Here is a 21460-nt window from a genome sequence, read left to right as displayed (position 1 = left end):
CTTACGTATTACTAAATCTTCATCAATTTCTTAAGTACGGATGTTGGTTTTTGCTAGTCGTCTAAGAGACCATTTATAAAGTAAATCTTAAGTAGGGTGTGTTACGGCTATGAAAGAATTTGGGATTTAGAGACAGGAAAATTTAGCCGTAACGCACCTTCCATGAGGCGGTGCGTTGGGCGCAATGATAGTTATTTTGTGAGCAATCATCAGGGAAATGAGGGCCTAACACAACGCCAGTTGCCACAACTTTGGGAACCAAAGCAACGCACTGGCTCCCCTGCAATAATTTTATTTTTGCTTTATAAATAACCTCTAAGGCAGAGTATCTAAGTCTAGTGATTTCATCCCTTGGCGTTCTGCAAAAGTTAACATACTACCTAATTGCAACCAAACTAATAGACAAGTCAACAAACTGAGAGGTAAACCAATTCCTAAAGCTAGAGAACCAGGAAAGCCAAATATTTCTAAACCAGAAGATAAAAATAAACAAGTACCACTAGTTATACCTAAAAAGGGTACGGATAAAAGTTTTTTTAATGATGAACTAGCTTGAGAATTTTCGACGCTATTGACTTGCCACTTCTGTACTACTAACTTTAGTGTCCCAGATAAGGCAATACCGGAGGTTACTGCTACGAATAGACCTAAAAGTAGTAAGAAATAGGGTGGTTGTAAAGGATAATAGTACATGAAAACTACCAATGAGAATTAATGAAATTTTTTAAAAATGTCAGAAAAGTTGATTTTTAATTTTTTGATTGGGCTTCATCAAAAAATCCAAAATAAGTTGCCTTAGGTAAAATAGCGGCAACACCTTCTCTAGATAAATCTGTGAGCAAACCGATCGCCACATTTAATATGCGATTTGGTTGGAGGTCATCTTTTACCAAAGACCACAGGCGTTGAACTTCTTCTGTGTGCAAGCGGTCATCTTCTGTAAGTGCTAACACCAACTGGCGGCGGAGAAACTGACCTTCATCAGACAAGAGAAATTGCAAACCCATTCTGGCTGTGGGTAATACATCAAAATTGTTATCACTGCGAGCGATCGCAATCAAATTCTCCAAGCGTTGCCATTGAAATCTACCATCTTTGAATAGCACATTCAGCAACCGCCTTCTTAATTCGGGTGATTCTCCAGTTAGTAACCGTCTGGCTACGTAAGGATAACCCACATCCACAATTTTGAAATTGGGATTAAGGCTCAAAGCAATCCCTTCTTGTGTCACGAGAGAGCGAATAATTAAAGCAAACTTGGCAGGAACTCGAAATGGATACTCATACATCAGTTCCGAGAACTGATCTGTGATGGTTTTAAAGTTAAAATCGCTGACATTTTTACCAATGGCATTTCCTAATACTGTTTCCAATGCCGGAATGATAGGAACAATATTAGTATCTGGAGTCAGAAAGCCTAAATTGACAAAATCTAAGGCTAAATCACTATAGTCTTTGTTGACTAGATGCACTAGTGCATCTACCAAACTTTCTTTACTCTTTTCTTCCAACTGATCCATCATGCCAAAGTCAATATAAGCCATACGACCGTCAGGCATGGCAAATAAATTACCTGGATGGGGATCTGCGTGGAAAAAGCCATATTCCAACAACTGCTGCAAGCCTGAGGTGACACCAATACTGATAATCGCTTCTGGGTCTAAACCAGCTTTGCGAATACTGTCAGTATCTGTGAGCTTGAAACCGTTAATCCACTCTAAAGTTAAAACCCGACTGGTAGTAAAGCGCCAATAGATACTCGGTACTTTTACTTGGGAATCATTACGGAAGTTGTGAGCAAATTTTTCGGCGTTGCGACCTTCATTCAGGTAATCAATTTCTTCAAATAACTTGATACCAAACTCATCCACAATCAAAGTTAAGTCATGACCAAGGTTGAGTGGTAGCCAAGGCGCTAACCAACTAGCAGCCCAGCGCATCAAATAAAGGTCGAGGGTGAGGGTAGGACGCAGATGAGGGCGCTGTACTTTGACCGCGACTTCCTCACCACTAATTAAACGTCCCCGATAGACTTGACCCAAACTAGCGGCGGCAATGGGAGCAGGGGAAAGTTCGCTATATACTTCTGAGATGGGTCTATCTAACTCAGATTCAATAATGTGATAAGCGATCGCATTATCAAAAGCTGGCAATTGGTCTTGCAGCTTGATGAGTTCTTCTAGGAAATCCTTACGTATGAGGTCTGGTCTAGTGGAGAGAGCCTGACCAACCTTAATAAAAGTAGGACCCAAACGGGTAAGTAGTTGTCGCAACTGGGTAGCTCGTTTTCCCTTGTTCTGCTCTACTTGATTTTGCCATTCATCCCACTTCAAACCCAAAATAAACGTGGCAAAAGACCAAGTTATTTTGAATAGCCGTCCCCACGCTAACCAGGGACGAAAACGATAGTAACGAGCGATCGCATCGGGATTGTAGCGCTTTAGCTGACCAGGTTGATACTGACCCACGCCTTTGTCTGCCTCTTCTTCTGGGAAATTTACAGTGTCCTTTAGTGTGTTGACCCGCAAGTTGTTTGCTAGTCGAAGGTAAGGGTAGTTTTCTGTGAAAAAAAACTATTAATCTTGATTTTCGGGCTTGTTCGCGGCTATGCTAGCTTATTGAACTGCCCAGATATTTCTATCTTTTTATTAATTATACTTTATAAAACTACAACTTCTTCACTGTTATTTACAATCTCAGTCTGGGAAGACTATCTTCAAGTTATATTTTTTACGCACTTCGCAGCAGAATTTCATCATGGGTGTGCAGATAAATCGCTGATTCTAGTTTTCTAAAATATAGATAGCAATGTGTTAGCTCAACAGTCAAAAAAGACGACTATCACCTGAATTTTGATGCTTAGTGCGTAAGTTATAGCTTAGTTCCCTTAATCAACTTCTCTAGGCTAGATTCTGATGAAATTGTTTTCCTTCTGGAAATACCGCAAGCGTCAATTACGTATATTTGCGGTAATAATAAGTATTGGATTGACTATTTTCTCTACAACGTCAGCTACTAATAGTCAAACAGTTACAAGAGATCCTTGGCTATGGCCATTTTCCACCACATCAATTTGGAATATGCCCATAGGCTCAGATGCTAAATATATACCAGCAAATATTCAAAAGGCTGGTTGGTTTGGCCCAGATCGAGAGTATTTTTACAAGTTAAAAGCTAGTGATCCTTTACGCCCAGTCTATTCTCCTGGTAGCTGGACTAAAAGGTGTGCTGGTACGAATTATATGAACATATCTCTACCAGTTCCCAATAGTTTAATCATTCCCGACGCTACCTTAACTCCCTATAGTACGCCGAACAATGCCTCCGCTTTTTTGATGCCAGATGGTAAAACCTTAGTGCAACTTGAACCGTTAGCTCGTTGTCAAAAGAGTGGGCCGATTTATGGTTGGCGCTATTACCCTGATTTGAGTTTATCTGGTCAAGGCATAGGTGGAGCGCATTTCGGATCTGGACTTTCTTCTATTGGCGGTTCAATTCGTAGAGGCGAACTGACTAATGATCTACCAATTCGCCATGCTATCAAGTTTGTCCTGTGGGGGAAAAAATACTTCTATTATTCCAGTAGTCTTCCTGGGTATCGCTGGCCAGCAGACCGATCTGACAACGCCGCCGCCACTAATTATGGTGGGAAAAACCCTGCTTTTGTACAAGGAACCTTACTAGCAATTCCGCCATCTGTCACCGAGTCGAGTCTGCAATTACAAACTCCAGTTGGCAAGAAGCTTTTTCGTGCATTACAAAATTACGGTGCTTACGTTGTTGATGATGCTGGATGGGACGGTCATTACATAGCAGTAGAAAAAGGAGTTCCAGAAGAGTTTAAAACAAAATATGGTTACAGTTTCGAGGCTTCATCTGGCACTTTTTACAACGACATCATGAAGCTATATCAGGCAGTTTACATCGTGGATAACAATAGCCCGACTAGCATAGGTGGAGGTGGTGCTACAAGACGCGCACCTCTAGCTCCACCGTTACCATAATTGCTACATATCAAAGGACTCATGCACTTGTGATCTATAGGGTTTGGACAAGGGTATAGGGGTATAGGGGTGTAAATCTTGAAAACACTTACACACGCCAGTTTGCACCCTGGGGGTTCCGCTTTAGTGGTACAAGTCGGGAAACCTGCCCACGCAACTGGCTCCCCTATACCCTTACCCCCTTACACCCAGTCTCAACTGACAATCTGGATGCGTAAGTTCTAATATCATTACCCATCACCAAATTTGATATTACTGTTTAACAGTCTGGGATTTAGCCTCTAAATTTTCTAGACGGCTTTTGAGTTCTTGGTTTTGTTGTTTGAGTTGGTCAAGTTCCTCCCGTAATTTTCGTAAAGCGTTGTCTGTACCGATGTTTTTCTGCACATTAGCCAGTTCTTCTTCGGCGAAACGGCGCACACGGCCATCGGCTGTTTGGTCAGCAAGCGATCGCAATACTCCCATCGCCTTTGGTGTCTCCATTTGCCCTAATGCAGCGACAACTGACATCAGGGTTAAAAAGAAGTGTTCTTTGGACAGTTCCCCCAGCCGGGCAATAATCCGTTCTAAATTTACTGGATTTTGGCCCGTGGAAATTTTGCCTAATGCCCGAATTGCTGCTAGGCGTAATGGTTGGGGTACACCGAGTTTGGTATACTCAAGGATCAAATCTAATGCGGCTTCTGAGGTTTTGAGTTCAGCTAAACCGCCGATCGCCCCACTGCGAACTACTTCATTCCAACCAGCCCTTTCTTCTAAAACCGATTGCAAAAGCTTGATAGCCTTTTCTTCTTTGGATTTATCATCAAAATTCATGGCAGCGATCGCACCTAAAGTCAGACAAGCTGCCGACTCTACGTAGTAACTAGCATCACCATCTTTGACTATACCTTTGACAGCTTTATAACTAGGGCGAGTTTTGATTTTTGCTAGTGCTTGCACTACAGCCCGCCGCACATAAGCACTTTTATCTGCCAAACCCTCAACTAATCCATCAAAGGCTTGGTCTAGCTTAATTTCTGCCAACTGTTTCGCCACTTCCACCCGTACACCCCAAAATGGTTCATTTTTCAGAGATGCTGCTAAGGCTTTAGTTGCTTCTAATCCGCCTTTTTTCGCCAAAGCCGCCGCCGCATATATGCGTGAAATTGGGTCAGGGTCAGATGCCAACTGTGCTTTTAACTCTGGGATGGGATATTCCAAGGACACGGTTTTCAGCCAGTGATTTCCCACATCAAAGCTGATAAAGTCTGGTTTCTCTGTGAGTGGGAAATAAAAACTTTGTTCCCGTTCATGTACCCGCACGGTAAAAGTTTGCAGTTTTGCTGCTTCTGTTTGGTTATAGCCAAAACCAATGGGGATTCTCAGGTCAAATACATCTTTATCCTTATCTGCGGGGACTTGGGTTTGGGTGACTGTCACTTTGGCTAACTTCGCTTCCCCGTCCCAAGAATAAGCAACTTTAAAATCAGGATGCCCACCGCGATAAACGTATTGGTCAAACAGGAAAGCGAGATTGCGTCCAGTGGCTTTTTCAATTGCCCGGAGTAAATCTATTGTCTCTACAGTTTTGTGGGCATTATCTTGGACAAAGGTCTGCATTGCCTGCCAAAACAATTCCTCTCCCAATTCCGCCCGAATCATGTGATAAACACAAGACCCTTTTTCATAGGTGTGGCGATCATAAAGTTCAATGGCTTCTCTGTAAACATGGGTTACCATCGGTCGGCGGTAGCGTCCGCTATCTTCACTCAAGTAACTCCGCGCTTCTAATAAGCGGTAATATGCGGCTTCTTCGGCGCTATATTCCTGTTCAGTCCACATCACTTCAGAGTAGGAAGCCATTCCTTCCTTAATCCAAGCATGAGACCAATGTTTAATCACCAGCAAATCACCAAACCATTGGTGGGCTAGTTCGTGAACCACCAAACTTTCAGTGTTGCGATTATCTAAAGCGGCGCGTTCATCTAGCAGACATCGATCTGTTAATAAGGTGGTGGAAGTATTTTCCATACCCCCAAAGATAAAGTCGCTGACGCAAACTTGGGCATATTTGGGGAAAGCATAGGCGTAACCATACTTTTCACTCAAAAACTCAATCATTCTCGGAGTTTTGCCCATGCTGCGTTTAGCATCTGCCTCTCGTCCCTTTTCTACATAGTAGGTGACTGGTTTACCGCGCCATTCATCCCGAATTTCTGCAAAATCGGCAACGGCGAGGGTCATCAAGTAGGTAGGATGAATCTGTTGTTGTGACCAGTGATAGATTTTATGCTTGCCGTCTTCTTGAGTGTCAATCAGTTCACCATTAGAAATCGCCATGAGAGATTTAGGAACACGCACCCGAATTTCTGAAGTAGAAAGTTGTCCTGGGTAGTCGAAACAGGGGAACCAGAAGCGGGAGTCTTCATCTTCGCCTTGAGTCCAAACTTGAACGGTTTTATTCGGGTAGTGTGAATCTGGTTGAATAAAGTAGATACCGCGCTGGGGCTTTTCCACAGCATAGGCGATCGCAATTAATATCCGTTTGCCAATCTCGGTGGGTTGGGATAGTTGAATTACCAACTGTTCGCCATCATAATCAAAGTTCTGCTCTACCTCGTCTACCTGTACAGATTGAATTTGCAAGTTAACCGCATTCAACGTTAAGCGATCTATACCGTTGCGGATAGGCAATAAACGAATACTACAACTACCTGTGTAACTTTGCTGAGGAATATCTAAGTTCAAATCGAGAAAAATATGCTCTACTTGTCCGGGGCGATCGGGGTTATAGTGTGGCCTAGCTCCGGGTAGTTCAAATGATTTATGTCCGTTACTATCTTGGTCAAAAGAATAAGAGTGTGGCATTGATGCTAACTGACCTTTTTATTTTGAAGATTTTAACTGAGTATATTTTTCAAAAATAGCGCTCTTTGGTAGATTTCCCAAATTTAGCAATTAAAAGTGTCTACCTACAAGCAAAGTCGTGATTTTGTCAGTATGTATCCTGATGGCTAAATTTGTGCATTATATTGGGATGCAATTAAACGCAGATAGACGCGGATGGAATTTCGGTTATTGCACAAATTTAATTGTGTCAGTCCAGCAGGGTGTGTTAGGTCAGCCTTACACTTATACCAATTCTCCAAAATCAGTTAACACACCTAAACCTTAAAACCCAGACCAAATCTGACTTTCTTAATTTTGAATTTTGAATTGGTATTAGTCCCTCTTTTTGAATTGTTAATGTCGCTAGAATTAGGAGACAAAAATATAGTTTTGAGTCCTCTGGCAGAATGTTATTACAGGAATCGCTGAAATCTCAAACTCAAGATGATTATCGTCATCTATCTCATGATTACTCTTTGGTTCGAGCAGTACATACTGCTGTTAAGGGTAGAGCAAGATTTAAAGTGAAGGGGTTGCATGGTTCCCAAGAGCTTCAAAGATATATCGAATTACGCTTATTAAGGATAGATATCATTACCCAAGTGAGTGCTAATCATCTCACGGGTAATGTGTTGGTAATTTTCGATCCAAATTTTAGCCCAGAAGGTATTGCCTCTCTCCTACAAGATATTGTTTTGGACTATAGAAGCGTCTTGGTTAATCTCAGCCCAATTGCAGGTTCGTCCACACAAAGCATCATGCCGCCGCAATTAGAGAATCTCAACACTCAAGTTATTCTCGGAGCAGCCACAGCCACTACCTTTGCTTTTAGCGCTGGACTGTTATTTAAGTATGGTCTAGATGAAAGGATTTTGCTAGAGCTTCAGAGGCTGCACAATCCCCTACTTGATCTGACCATGCAGTCTATCACATTTCTAGGTGAGCCATTACCCTTTTTATTAATTTCCTCCGGGTTAGGTTCCTATCTCTGGCGCTACAATCGCCGTCGAGAAGCAACAGGCTTGGGTATAGCTACAGTAGGTGCAATAGGTCTAAATTTTCTGTTAAAACAGCTTTTTGGCAGGGCGCGTCCCGCCTTGTGGGATTATCTAGTGAATGCGATCCACTATAGTTTTCCTAGTGGTCATGCAATGGTTTCTACAGCCGTTTATGGTTATATCGGCTATGTTTTAGCCAAAGAATTTCCTCAATGGCGCAAGCAGATTTTAGCCTCTACTGCTGCTTTAATTTTGGCAATAGGTTTTAGCCGGCTTTATTTAGGTGTACATTGGCCTACGGACGTGTTAGCTGGTTATGCAGCAGGTTTATTGTGGTTAATTGCTTGTATTGTTTACTTAGAAAAGTACTGAGTTAGGATTTTTGCCAGCTTCCCTACCCCCTTATACCCTTACACCCCTACACCCCCCTAATCCCTACAGCCAAGGAAGCCACTAAAGACACTAATTGATATGGTTCGACGGGTTTAGCAAGGTGCATTTGAAAACCTGCTGCTAAAGCCTGTGCATATTCTGCATAGCCAGCATAAGCTGTCAGGGCGGCGGCGGGAATCTGACCCCCAAGTTCTGGACTCAGCGCTCTGACATTGCGAATCAGTGCATAACCGTCTTCTCCCGGTAAACCGATGTCAGATAGAAGGATGTCATAGCCGTTGGGGTTTCCCGTCAGGGTTGATAGTGCGGCACTGGCTGAACCAACTGTTGCCACTTCCACACCGTATTCTTCCAGTACTAATTTGAATAACAGACGTATATCTGGTTCGTCATCGACCACAAGAACCCGCAGCCCTGCGAGAGAGGCAATGTTTTCGGTTGATAATTCGGTTTTGTTTGTGGAAGCTAAGGAATCGCTGGTGTTAAGTACAGATGTCCCGCCTTCGGTAGTTTGTAGGGGTAGGCGAATTGTAAAGGTTGCTCCTAGCCCTTCACCTGGGCTTTGCGCTGCCACTGTACCGCCGTGGAGTTCTACTAAGTGGCGGACAATGGAAAGCCCTAATCCTAAACCAGTGTTGGAGCGGGTTCTGCTGCCATCAGCTTGGCGGAAGCGTTCAAAAATAAAGGGGAGAAAGTCAGGGCTGATACCTTGACCAGTATCACTGATTTGAATTTGCGCGTGGAAGTCAGTGTACTCTAGTGTGATATCAATTCTGCCTCTGACTGGGGTGAACTTGATGGCGTTAGAAAGTAAATTCCAAATCACCTGCTGTAAGCGAATTGGATCACCTACTATGGTTTTTTGTGTGGGGTCTAACTGGGTTTCAATGTGAATGTTTTTAGCTTCTGCTGCTAGACGGACAACGGCGATCGCTGCTTCAATTATTGGTATCAGTTCAATTGGCTGGGCATCCATCCGCAGTCTACCAGAGCTAATGCGGGAAACGTCTAACAAATCACTGATGAGGTGGGCTTGAGCTTGAGCGCTGCGCTCAATAGCTTCTAACCCTTGTTTAACTGTATCTGCTTCCAATTGGTGGGTGCTGAGCAAACTAGCCCAACCAAGTATGGTATTGAGGGGATTTCGCAACTCATGGGAGAGAATTGATAAAAACTCATCTTTGGCGCGGTTGGCTGTCTCAGCTGCCTCACGGGCTGACTGTTCTTGAGCGAGTAATTGAGTCCGTTCTGCTTCTAATTGCTTTTGTTGAGTGATATCTTCAATGAGCAGCAAAATTAACTGTGTATCATCGATTTGGGGCATTTTTCGGGCATTGAGCCGTAAAATCTTGTATCCCAGTTGCTCGAAGTTATGCCCTACCTCAATATCTTGGAAGGGGGCAATATTAGGAAGAATCTCTTCTAAGAGCGATCGCAATTGGGGAATATTCCATCGTCCATTACCTACGTCAAATATCAGGCGTTGTTCTGTTTCTGTAGGCTGAATCTGGAATGTCTCGTAGAAAGAGCGATTAGCCCGCACTACCCGTAAATTTAGATCCAGCACCACCAAAGATTCCCGCACCGTATCAACAATGGCTTCGGCATAATCGCGGGATGCTCTCAGTTGTTCAGCACTGCGTTTGAGCGCGTCAATGTCAACCAATACCACAACAGCACCGTCAATTTTGTTGTCCATTGTCCGGTAGGGACGGATGCGTAAATCATACCAATGCCCCTCGTTGTCTTGTACTTCTTGCACTTTAAAGGTGAGGGTGCTTATCACTTCTTGAATTTGCTGTTCTAAGTCAGAAATATTTAAGTTGTGATTAATATCACTTAATGGTCTCCCTATATCCGTAGGAATCAGGTTATAGATTCTCTCTGCTGTTGGGGTAAAGCGCCGGATTCGCAAATCCCCGCCCAACATGAGGATAGGAATATTTATACTACTAAGGAGGTTTTGTAAATCATTACTGACCTGAGTGGATTCAATATTCCGCCGTTGTAGTTCGTCGTTAATTGTGTTTAATTCTTCATTGGTGGCTTGAATTTCTTCTTTAGCCGTTTCTAATTCCTCGTTAGTGCTTTGTAATTCTTCGTTACTAGAAAGAATCTCCTCGTTAGCTGCTCTTAGGTCTTGATTTGTGGCTTGCTGTTCTTCAATAATTGATTGCAAATACTCTTTAGTGCTGGCTAACTCCTGTTTGAGTTGGTTAATCTCCTGAGCATTATTAGCTTGTTTTTGCTGCCGAGTCTCATCCCCAGCCACCCCTAACATAGAAGTTGCTGCCGTTGGCATCTCTGCAAACATGACTAAAAAATAGCGTTCTGTTCTGCCTGGGGCTTTAAACGGCACAATATCGAATTTTATCAGCTTGACTTGCTCATTATCTTTAATTAATAAGCCTTCTTTTTTGACAGCAATTCCCCGCTTTTTGGCTTGATGAATAGCAGTACGTAGTTCTAGCCTTAACTCTGCTTTTGCCATCTTTAGCAAATTAAAGCTGGGTCTACCGGGTGGTGATTGCAGATAAGCACTAGTCTGTCCGCGAAACTGGACAATTTCCAAATCGTTATCAATAATCACACCCACTGGAGCATATTGACTCAAGACAATTCGGTCAGCCTCTTTCTGCATTTGTAAATCGTTCCAACCATCTTCGTTGACTGGTGGTTGGGGTTTTGCTGGTTCTGTAGGATAATGACTAGCTAATAAATCCATCCCCAATCTAGCTGGAGCCATTTTCCGAGAATAAATTTTATGCTTTCTGTCAACGAGTGCAAACAAATCGCTAAACTCGCCTACTGTTTCTGAAGTACCTAGCAATAAAAAGCCCGTTGACTTCAGCCCATAGTGGAACATGGGAATCAACTTTTTCTGTACGGTTGCTCCTAGATAAATTAGGACATTGCGACAGCTAATCAAATCGAGCCGAGAGAATGGCGGTTCGCTAATGAGATTTTGTCTGGCAAAAACACACAATTCGCGCACTGGCTTGCTGATTTGATAACCACCTTCCACCGGCACAAAAAAGCGTTGTAGGCGTGCTGGTGAAACATCTAAAACTTGGCTAGGCTTGTAAATACCGATTCTCGCTTTCTCAATTGCTACCTCATTAATATCCGTAGCAAAAATCTGTACAGTTGTATTAATGGATTGATTAGACAAATATTCCAGTAAGCAGATAGCAATGGAGTAAGCTTCCTCACCAGTGGAACACCCCGCTACCCAGACTCGAATGGGTTTGTCAGGAGTTTGCTCCCTGCTAATAATCTGCGGAAATACGGTAGTTTTTAAAGCTTCAAAGACTTCAGGATCTCGGAAGAAATTGGTGACAGTGATTAGCATATCTTGATACAGTGCTTTCACTTCCGCCGGATTTTCCTGAAGATAACGCACGTAATCCTCTAAGCTTTCTAACTTATATAAAATCATCCGTCGGAGGATGCGCCGCTTCAATGTGGTTTGCTTGTAGTAATTAAAATCAACGCCTGTAACACCTTTGAGCAGATTGAAGATTGCGTAAAGAGCATTTCCACCTTCTGGGATGATTTCCACTGATTTGTCGGGAGTTGCTGGCTTGATATATGGATGACGGCTAATTTTTGCCAATTCCTGAGCGATCGCTTGTGGTGTCAAAATAAAGTCTACACTACCAGAAGCTACAGCAGTATTAGGCATACTACTAACTCTTGCCGATTCCTGACACTCAGCAAAGGTAATCCCCCCAGCCGTCTTGATTGCTTCCAGTCCTCTGGTACCATCGCCATCTCCCCCCGACAACACCACAGCAATAGCTTTGTTTCCCCTGTCCTCTGCTAAGGAAAAGAAGAAAGTATCAATTGACATCACTTGTCCGCGAGTCTTCTTACGGGGATTCAGGTACAAAGTTCCTTGAGAAATTGTCATCATGGTATTGGGAGGAATCACGTACACATGATTTGGTTCCACAACCATCCCATTTTGTACCTCTACCACGGGCATTTGAGTTGTCCGAGACAAAATCTCACTCAACAGACTTTTTTGATCTGGGACTAAGTGCTGAATCAACACAAACCCCATCCCTGTATCGGTTGGCAAATTGTTGAGTAATTCTGTGAATGCTTCTAAACCTCCCGCAGAAGCCCCCATGCCCACAATAGGAAATAATTCATTTTCATTCCCCTGCTGCTCTTCATCAGGGGTATTAGATTGAGATTTTTTCGCCGGACTTGAATTCATTATCTATACACTGATGAAAAGTCAGAGAGTTGCATTATTTGACATTACAGTATGATATTTCCAGCTTTATACCAATTAAAAATTCAAAACACCCTATGGGTACTCTTCGAGAACGCCTTTCCTACGGAACGCTCCGCGAAGGGCGAACGCGGTAGCATGGGTGCACCAACAAAATGCTTTTCTCCTGTCGGAGACGGTACGAGTAGCTTGCTTCCCGGTGGGGGTAAGGGTTCTCCGCAGGAATACCAAATTAAGAAAGCCGAACACAATCAAGGTATGTCTGTATGTAACTGTTGCACTCTTGTTTCAAATTGATGTTAGTTTAGCTAAATATAATTACACCATTTTGATAGATGATAAATAAAATAAAAGAGATATATTTTTAGAAGAAGTATTTTCCCTCATAAAATAATTGCATCTATCTTAAGATATAAAAATTTTCAGCACTCCCAGAAAAGGTTATTTTAGAAAATATTGGCATAACTGTTAAATATTTTCCCAAATATAAGACTACTATTTGATTTTTGAAATGTAGTAAGGTGGGCATTGTATTACACGGGTTTACCGGCATTCACGCAAGTGGCGTTGGGCATTGCCCGCCCTATAGATACTGAGAACGTTTCAATAATCAAATCGGATTCCTAGATTCTTCTCTGTTCCACAAGAATAATATTGGCAAATCAATAGTCACAGCTAGCAACTGGCTAAAATCTTGGTTAATTACTTACGGATGTAAGCACTTACTTTCGCATAAATTTCCATCCATATTTTATCAAGAGAATGGGTTTTTCAAGCCCCTGCATCACTTTCGACAACTTGGCAAAGCTGTCACTTGAAAACCCGCGCAATCCAGTCGCCCCTCTTTTCTCAGGAGGTGTTTGGCAGAAAATATTTAGTAAGTTTTACTCTTTCTAAACATTGTCTGACTAATTTTTAAGATGAAAAGTTGTATTACGCTAAAATTTTCATTAATTCAGCTTCACTTAACTGTTTAATTCCTAAAGTTTGCGCTTTTTCTAACTTAGAACCTGCATCTTCACCCACAACTAAATAATCTGTTTTCTTACTAACTGATTCCGTTATTTTTCCCCCAGCTTTTTGAATTAAGGCTTTAGCTTCATCGCGTTTTAAGGTAGGTAAAGTCCCTGTAATGACAAAGGTCTTACCCACCAATTTGAGGTTAGCATTATCGACGGCTGATATTTCTTCAGTGTTTGCAAATTGTAACCCTGCTGCTTGCAAACGCTCAATTAAACGTTGATTGGCACTAATCCGAAACCACTGGTAAACAGATTGGGCAATTTCAGCACCTATGCCATAAATACCTGCAATATCTGACTGCTTGGCAGACGATAATTCTGCGACTGCGCGATACTTTTCACTCAATAATTGGGCATTGACACTACCCACATGACGAATGCCCAAACCATATAGTACTCGTGACCAAGGCTGATTTTTTGATTGAGCGATCGCCTCAATTAATTTCTGTGCCGATTTTTCTCCCATTCTTTCCAACGCAAACAATTGTTCGTTTGTCAAGCTATATAAGTCGGCAACGGAATGCACCAATTCTTTATCGACGAGCTGATGTACAAGTTTTTCCCCCACACCTTTAATATCTAAAGCATCACGACTCACCCAGTGTTCAATTGAGCCTTTAAGAATCGCCGCACAGGAAGCATTCACACAGCGAGTCACCGCTTCCCCTGTCTCCCGCACCACAGGCTGTCCACAGACTGGACAATGAGTAGGCATAATAAATGGTTGGGTGTCAACTGGGCGCAATTCTTTGAGTACCCTGACAACTTCGGGGATGATTTCCCCGGCTTTGCGGACAATGACAGTATCACCGATGCGGATGTCTAATTGAGCGATGCGATCGCTATTATGTAAAGTAGCCCTAGACACAGTAGTTCCCGCCAACTGCACCGGGCGCATTTGAGCCAATGGTGTTAACGCCCCCGTCCTCCCCACATTCACCGCAATATTTTCTACACGGGTGGGTGCTTCTTCGGCGGGATACTTCAACGCCACCGCCCATCGGGGAAATCTTTGGGTAAAACCTAACTGTTCTTGGAGTTTAAAGGAATTGAGTTTTAATACTACCCCATCGGTCATGTAGGGCAAATTTAATCTTTCCGTATCCCAATATCTATAATAATCGGCAACTTCTGCGAGCGACTGGCAAAGTTGATGCTGGGAATTCACCCGAAAACCCATTTTTTGCAACAATTCCAAGGCTTCCCATTGGGTATTGGTAATACTTGCGTCATCCATCCCCGAAATATGCAGGGTATAGGCGAAAAAGTCTAACCGTCGTCGCGCTACAATCTTTGAATCTAGCTGTCTGAGTGTACCAGCCGCCGCATTGCGCGGATTCGCAAATAACTGTTCCCCGGCTTTTTGTCGTTCTTCGTTGATTTGTTTAAACACTTCCAGAGGTAAGAAAGCCTCGCCCCTGACTTCCACCTTGGCAATATTTTCTATATCGTCAAAACTTAACCGCAAGGGAATGGAGCGAATAGTGCGGACATTTTGGGTGATATCTTCCCCCGTCACCCCATCACCCCTAGTTGCACCCCTGACTAAAATACCATTTTCGTAAGTGAGAGCGATCGCCGAACCATCAATTTTCAGTTCCGCCACATATTCCGCCTCTGTTGGTGCTACTTGTCTCCGCCAACGTTGATCCCAAGCTTGCAACTCTTCTAAATTAAAGGCATTCTCCAGACTGTAGAGGGGAATATTGTGGCGCACAGAGAGAAACTGTGTTGCTGGTCTTTCCCCGATGCGCTGTGTCGGACTATCTGGTGTAACTAATTCTGGATGCTGAATTTCTAGTTGTTGCAGTTCCCGATACAGTTGGTCATAAACTGCATCCTCCATGACGGGTGCATCCAAGACATAATAAGCATAACTAGCTTGTTGCAACAACCGACGTAGTTCTTCTACGCGTTTGACTTCAGAGTGAGTTTGTACCATTAGACTTTTGCAAAATACCTAGCGGATAAAATATAAAGACGATAAAACCTGCCAGTAGCAGGCTTTGGATACCAAACCCTAGATTAATGGTCTTTGAGTTCAGCTTTTAAATAAAAAATACCTACATTTCTAGGTTACTCAGTTTAATACAAAAAATTGCAGGCAATAGGTAATCCGTAAGCCATTATGCTTTTAAATTACATAGTCACTTGTATAATTTTTTGACGGTTGACGGTTAACTGTCAACTATTAACACCCAACACAAAAAGATGTACCAGTTAAATATGCGACAGCTTAACGGCTAATCGGTAATAAATCAGAAGACTAAATCTACTATCAGCTTGTAAATGGGGTTAATAAGAGCCATAACCGCAGATATCAGCATATAACTCTTCATTTCAGCTACTCAATAATATTAGCCTCTGGTCTCTAATTCTTTTGTGGGGCTACTTAAAATTAGTAACTTCGGTTATATGTCAAAAGTTAAGGCTGAATCATACTTTATTCCCACTAATGGGACATGAAGGTCACTAAATTACTTGGCTAAATTGATAACGAATCATATAAAGATTTTCACTGCTGAAAAGTCAACAAATCTGCTTAGTAACAAGGAGCAAGATTATGTCAGATACAAGTAAACGTGGCTTTGCTTCTATGGATGAAGATAAGCAACGTGAAATCGCCAGCAAAGGCGGACAGGCTGCTCACGAAAAAGGCACTGCTCACGAATTTACCCCCGAAGAAGCTCGTGAAGCTGGACGCAAAGGCGGCGAAACTGTTAGCCAAGATAGAGAGCATATGGCGGAAATCGGCCGTGAGGGTGGTAAACATTCTCACGGTGGTGGACGCAAGAAACAAGGCGGCGGAGAAAGCGAAAACACCGAAGAAATTGAAGATAGCGGCGAGGAAAAGCAAACTCGTGGCGGTACAAAAGAACAGCACTCTGAAGCTGGAAAGCAGAGCCATAAAAATACCCAGAAGAAGAAATAGCTCTTGTTGAATTTAAAGCCTCGATAAGCTAATGAGTGTCTAAATTGCATAACTACTAATAAGGGCAGTTGACTGTTAACTGTCAACTTTTAACAGCCCTCGTGATGGATTGCGCAACTTAAAAGCAGAATAGCTTAGTTTCTTTGTTATATAGGACTAGTGTTTGATTTCTGAAATATACGTAGTATCAGGGTTTTGGTGGGCATTGCCCACCCTACAGATACTTAGATATTTTCAAAAATCAAATATGATTCCTATAGTTGAGCATTGGTCATTTTTTCATAGACTAATTACTAATGCTCAACTAAACTTGCCATCTCAAGTTCCAATACCAATTTTAAAAAGTTCCAGCATTCAGTCCGCCATCTACTTGCAGCATGACACCGTTCACAAATGATGCCGCAGGTGAGCAAAGAAATACCGCCACATTAGCAAACTCTTCTGGTCTTCCCATTCGTCCCAAGGGAACAGCCGCATTAATATTAGCAATTTCTACATCTTTCGTCTGACCAGTTTTAGCCATACGGGCATTAATTAATTCTTCCACTCGTTCTGTATATGTCCAGCAGGGTAAAATACTGTTGACACGAATTTGATCTTTGCCCAATTCTTGGGACAGAGTTTTTGTCAAACCAATCACCCCTAAACGAATCGAGTTCGATAACACCAGATTTTTGACTGGTTGTTTAGTGGAGGTGGAAGTGATGGTGAGAATTGCGGGTGCAGTTGATTGACGCAAGTGAGGTAAGGCGCACTTTACCAAACGCACCGCACTGAGCAAATTTAAGTTAATGGCTGTTTCCCAGGTTGCCAAATCCGTCTCATCAAACGTACCCGACGGTGGCCCACCGGCGTTTGTCACCAAGATATCTAACCCGCCAAATCTTTCCACTGTCTTATTAATAACTCGTTCGATGTCACTCGGTTGAGTAACATCTGCACGCACAGCCAATACCTCCGCACCAGTTTCGTTGGCAATTTCCGCCGCCGCTTTCTCAACTAACTCGCTGCGCGCACTGATAACCACTTTTGCGCCCTCACGGGCAAATTGCCATGCTGTAGCTTTGCCTAATCCTTTACTGGCTGCTGTCACTAAGGCTACTTTGCCCCTGAGTTGCAAATCCATAGGTATAATTTTTCTTAAATATGTAGGTAGGTGTAAGTCTACCCGTAGGCTATTTTTAATTGTGAATTGATTTATTTCTAGTGCCTAATCAAACAACTCAGGTTCTTCTCGGACGATTCTATCGTAAAGAGGCTGGAAACTAAACCAACCTGCTTTCGGTTCCCCTACTTGACTATGGGTTAAACGTGCGGTTTCATGGCCAATTATTTTAGGTTGACCCGCAGCTTCCGCTAGTAGTTGAGCTTGGCAAGAACGCTCTAGGCTAATGTACCAAAATGCTGCTTCATCTACTGTATGTCCTACAGTGAGAATGCCATGATTCCGCAGAATCAGCGCTTTGTTATTACCTAAGGTTTCAGCCAGTCGTTTACCTTCAGAAGTTTCTAAAACGACCCCTGTATAGTCATCCAGCAAGGCGTGGTCTTCGTAAAAAGCGCAAGCATCTTGGGTTAAAGGGTCGAGTAGACGACCTAAACTAGACCAAGCTTTACCATAAATTGAGTGAGCATGAGCCGCCGCAACGACATCCGGACGAGCTTCATGAATTTGGGAATGGATAGCGAAAGCAGCTTGATTTATGAGTGCGTCGCCTTTGACCACATCACCATCTCGATTCACCAATACCAAGTCAGAAACTCGAATGTGTCCAAAATACTTCCCTAAGGGATTTACCCAAAAGTGGTCTGTAAATTCCGGGTCACGAGCTGTGATGTGACCTGCAATTCCTTCGCTGAAGCCAAACTTGCCAAACAGGCGAAAAGCTGCTGCTAGACGCTGTTTACGGTGTAGGCGTTCCTCTTCAATGCTGTTAAATACGGGGGGTAGGGGTCTACTAAATACGGACATTTTCTTTTTCGGATACTTTTTTGCTAACGTTTATTAACAAATACCGTAAGACATAGATAGAGATAGATAGACTCCCAGATGTAGTTGTGACAGCAGGAATCATACCCTCTTATCATCTGGTTGTAGCGATCGCACTTCCACTACTTCTAATTCTGCGTATCTTTCTAAATTACCACCATCTACCCTGCTGTAGAGTGTTTCACCTTGACTACCTTTGCATAAAAAATCAACGCCCAAGCAATCATCGTGAATCGGTGTTTTAGAACCTGATGGAACCCCCAAACACCAGATTTTAATTAACTTTTACTATCCTCTGGTTGCGAGATATCCCAGTTATACCAGTGACGCACCGCCAACCAAATCACAGACAGTAAACCTGCAACACTCAAGGTCAGACCACTGTATGGTACTAATAACGCCAATACTGGTACTATTGCCCCAGCGATGGTACAAATGATGGCAGCCAAAGCAGCACTACGAGTAGAACCCAAGCCCCAAGTTAAGGTAAGTAGGACAAGGGAAATCATCGTCCATGCTAATTGAGCATCCATAAAGCGGCTCAAGTAGGTTAAGGTCAACAAGCAAGCAAAGTAGATACCACTGGCGATCGCTACGTTTGTTAAACTCATCGGTAGAGATAAATATAGCAATAAGATCCACCACAAAAATAATGCTGGTGCTAACAATAATAAACGGGGAATAATGCCTGTTTGGCGGATAGGGTTTGTATTGGTGAATACCCCAAATGGGTTTTTCACAGAAACATTATCATCAAATATCCAAGTATATTGAGTGCTGCGTCCATCAGCTTTCCTATCCTTAGGTACGATACCACTGGCAAAATCAGCCCCAGCAAAGTTGGCTATCGCTGTCAGGCGAAAATTAGATAATAGCTGTCCGGCGCTATTGTAAACCCAGCGCGGCCCTCCTTGCGCCTGATAAGTAACGCGAAAACTGGTTTCTTGTCCTGGTTCCAAACGAAAGGCAAAGCTATAATTCCCTGGATTGACCGTTTCTAACCTGGTGCGATCGCGCTCTACTTTATAGTTAGATAGTAATGAGTAGCCATTGGGCGGCTGTATTTCAAAGAAGAAATTATTAATATCCTTGAGGCGGTTGACTACTTTGTAATCAGCAGTGTAGTCTGCACGATAAACCGCACTACGTCCTTGTACATCGGTACTTTGTTCCAACTTTACCTGAATTTGCGAGCCTGCCAAGGATAGTAAGCGGCTTACCTGTTGCGTATCATTGACCTTGACTATTTTGCCATTAACTTGAGTTGTGTAAGTATATGGTTCTTGGGTGACATAGCGCACTTGCGGCGCAATTTGTTCTAATTTATCCCCAGAAACGCTTTGGACTACTTGGGCAATTTTTGCCTGTTCCCAGTGGTGATAACGATTACTTAAGGTAGCAGAGAGAAAAAATCCTCCCACCAATAAGATTAATACTAAGGTTAAGTGTTGCAATCCCCGCAAGATTTGGGCATAGCGAATAGCCCATTCACCAATAAAAATAGTTTGTTGTGACGAATTGTGTCGCAAAGCGAAACTCATCAGAGCGATCGCAATTCCCAAAGCTATGACCAAAAATACTAATAATAGAGAAGCTGTAATTAATTGCGACCCAAGCTGAATTAGCTCTGTTGGATGGGTCAAATCGGGCAAACCTGGAACGCCCTGACTAGTAGAAGACATTGTTGGTTTTTCACATAATTTGAAACATCAGACTTCTGAAACATCACAAAAGTTTCAAACAAAAATCCCAGACTTATCGAACAAGTCTGGGACTATAGTGATTAGTAATCGAAAATTAATTTTTTTGACGATTATTTGCTACTCGACAAACAATTTCCATAGAAGCAGCATCAGCAGTTTTTGGCTTAGGAAAAATTTCCTGCTCGGTTTTATCTTCGCTGGTTAACTTACCATTAGCAGCGTAGAGGGAAAACTTTTTAGTAAATAATCTACCTTGACTACAAGCTGCATGAAGCCTTCTTTTAGCTATACCTTCGCCATGTTGTTGGACAAGAGTAAAGTTAGTCCCACTGATAGATGCCAAATCTAAAGCAATGGGAAAACCTCGTTGATCTGCGCCTACTTGAAGATAAAAATTATTATTCTTGGTTTCGGCGATAGCGCTCCGCCCACCGTCGGTAATTGCTATTCCACTCAATGACAATGAGGCAATTACCATTAAGCCGCTAAATGGTTTTAAAAACATCAGATATAAATTGAATAACTATATTTTCTTTGTATTCATAAAACTTATTTTTTGGCGCGGTAAAATCACGGGAAATTGTTAAATTCAAGATACAATCGTGATTTCTTTTTGTCTTTTAGCAAAAAAATAACCGTAGCGGGAGAACTACGGTTGTTTAAGTAAAATACTAACCTCTAATTTTTGCCAAAAATTCATAAGATGTAAATTCATATATTTAACTGTCTGTTATATCTTCTGAATATACATTATAGCTATTGTAGGTGTATTTGTCATCAACGAATTCAGCTATTTAACAGGTGAATATTTTCCCTGATTGTCTGTAATTTCTGTATATTTATCAAATTTTTAGGACATAAAATCTTTATTTTTACGGTGTTTTTACAGAATTTATTCGATCTGAAAAATACACTTAAAAGACAAAATACAAGATTTTCAGTTTTCATGAATACCCAGTAAGCATAGGAAGCCGATTTGATTATTGTTGGCGTAGCCTACGCTTGCGTATAAATATCTAAGTATCTGTAGGGTGGGCATTGCCTAACGCCACTTGCTTCCAGCAGGGAAATCCTTAAGGGCGCAGTAGCTACCATACATATATTTCAGAAATCAAATACTCATCCCATAACAGAAAATAAGTCATAACAATTTAAAAAATAAACATCAAGGGATGTGGGATGTAGGAACTTCAGGAGTTAAAAACCCTAACCATACCTATTGAACCAAGGATTACGGCGCAAGCTTTCACCGCTTACACCCAATCTCAACAGAAAATCTTTGTGGATAAGTCCTAATTAATATG

General features: G+C 42.3%; 12 protein-coding genes and 1 pseudogene. 3 read left to right on the top strand and 10 right to left on the bottom strand.

Going from position 1 to position 21460, the window contains the following annotated elements; translation table 11 throughout:
- Window positions 1-315: 315 nt before the first annotated feature.
- Both ACM5QX_RS17820 and ACM5QX_RS17815 read right to left on the bottom strand, forming a co-directional pair.
- Complete coding sequence (locus ACM5QX_RS17820; protein WP_011317205.1) at window positions 316-693, bottom strand: hypothetical protein; 378 nt, start codon at window positions 691-693, stop codon at window positions 316-318.
- A 56-nt stretch (window positions 694-749) separates the two neighbouring features.
- Window positions 750-2468, bottom strand: a complete 1719-nt coding sequence (locus ACM5QX_RS17815) for an ABC1 kinase family protein (RefSeq protein WP_414754781.1) — start codon at window positions 2466-2468, stop codon at window positions 750-752.
- Window positions 2469-2915: 447 nt separating this feature from the next.
- Between ACM5QX_RS17815 and ACM5QX_RS17810 the strand changes: the two genes are divergently transcribed.
- Window positions 2916-4004 carry a hypothetical protein gene (locus tag ACM5QX_RS17810; protein WP_414754744.1) on the top strand — a complete coding sequence of 363 codons (1089 nt, stop codon included), beginning with the start codon at window positions 2916-2918 and terminating at the stop codon, window positions 4002-4004.
- A gap of 252 nt (window positions 4005-4256) precedes the next feature.
- Here the strand turns inward: ACM5QX_RS17810 and ACM5QX_RS17805 are convergent, their stop codons facing one another.
- Window positions 4257-6854 (bottom strand): M1 family aminopeptidase, encoded by a 2598-nt coding sequence (locus ACM5QX_RS17805; protein WP_414754743.1) that lies wholly within the window; start codon window positions 6852-6854, stop codon window positions 4257-4259.
- Between the two features lie 428 nt (window positions 6855-7282).
- On the opposite strand from ACM5QX_RS17805, the gene ACM5QX_RS17800 reads away from it, so the two are divergent.
- Window positions 7283-8245 (top strand): phosphatase PAP2 family protein, encoded by a 963-nt coding sequence (locus ACM5QX_RS17800; RefSeq protein ID WP_414754742.1) that lies wholly within the window; start codon window positions 7283-7285, stop codon window positions 8243-8245.
- 46 nt (window positions 8246-8291) lie between these two features.
- On the opposite strand, the gene ACM5QX_RS17795 is transcribed toward ACM5QX_RS17800, so the two are convergent.
- Entirely contained in the window at window positions 8292-12491 is a 4200-nt protein-coding gene (locus tag ACM5QX_RS17795; protein WP_414754741.1) for a chemotaxis protein CheB, read from the bottom strand.
- Between the two features lie 951 nt (window positions 12492-13442).
- Window positions 13443-15473, bottom strand: a complete 2031-nt coding sequence (gene ligA / locus ACM5QX_RS17790; protein ID WP_414754740.1) for an NAD-dependent DNA ligase LigA — start codon at window positions 15471-15473, stop codon at window positions 13443-13445.
- Window positions 15474-16094: 621 nt separating this feature from the next.
- Here ligA and ACM5QX_RS17785 point away from each other — a divergent pair.
- The gene (locus ACM5QX_RS17785) at window positions 16095-16463 is read left to right on the top strand and encodes a KGG domain-containing protein (protein WP_414754739.1); all 369 of its coding nucleotides are present in this window, start codon (window positions 16095-16097) and stop codon (window positions 16461-16463) included.
- A gap of 337 nt (window positions 16464-16800) precedes the next feature.
- On the opposite strand, the gene ACM5QX_RS17780 is transcribed toward ACM5QX_RS17785, so the two are convergent.
- The 5 genes and pseudogenes from ACM5QX_RS17780 to ACM5QX_RS17760 all read right to left on the bottom strand — a co-directional run bounded on the left by ACM5QX_RS17780 (window position 16801) and on the right by ACM5QX_RS17760 (window position 20661).
- Window positions 16801-17589, bottom strand: coding sequence for an SDR family oxidoreductase (locus ACM5QX_RS17780; protein WP_414754738.1), 789 nt, complete (start codon window positions 17587-17589; stop codon window positions 16801-16803).
- Window positions 17590-17673: 84 nt separating this feature from the next.
- Window positions 17674-18438, bottom strand: a pseudogene (locus ACM5QX_RS17775) (class II aldolase/adducin family protein); the annotation flags it as partial.
- A 96-nt stretch (window positions 18439-18534) separates the two neighbouring features.
- Entirely contained in the window at window positions 18535-18717 is a 183-nt protein-coding gene (locus tag ACM5QX_RS17770; protein WP_414754737.1) for a hypothetical protein, read from the bottom strand.
- A 14-nt stretch (window positions 18718-18731) separates the two neighbouring features.
- Window positions 18732-20135: a hypothetical protein gene (locus ACM5QX_RS17765; RefSeq protein ID WP_414754736.1), complete on the bottom strand. Its 1404-nt coding sequence runs from the start codon at window positions 20133-20135 to the stop codon at window positions 18732-18734.
- A 115-nt stretch (window positions 20136-20250) separates the two neighbouring features.
- Entirely contained in the window at window positions 20251-20661 is a 411-nt protein-coding gene (locus tag ACM5QX_RS17760; RefSeq protein WP_414754735.1) for a hypothetical protein, read from the bottom strand.
- Window positions 20662-21460: the final 799 nt, after the last annotated feature.

Source organism: Anabaena sp. CCY 9910 (genome assembly GCF_963920875.1).
GTDB classification, from domain to species: Bacteria; Cyanobacteriota; Cyanobacteriia; order Cyanobacteriales; family Nostocaceae; genus Trichormus; species Trichormus variabilis.
This window is presented reverse-complemented; position numbering and strand designations above follow the sequence as displayed.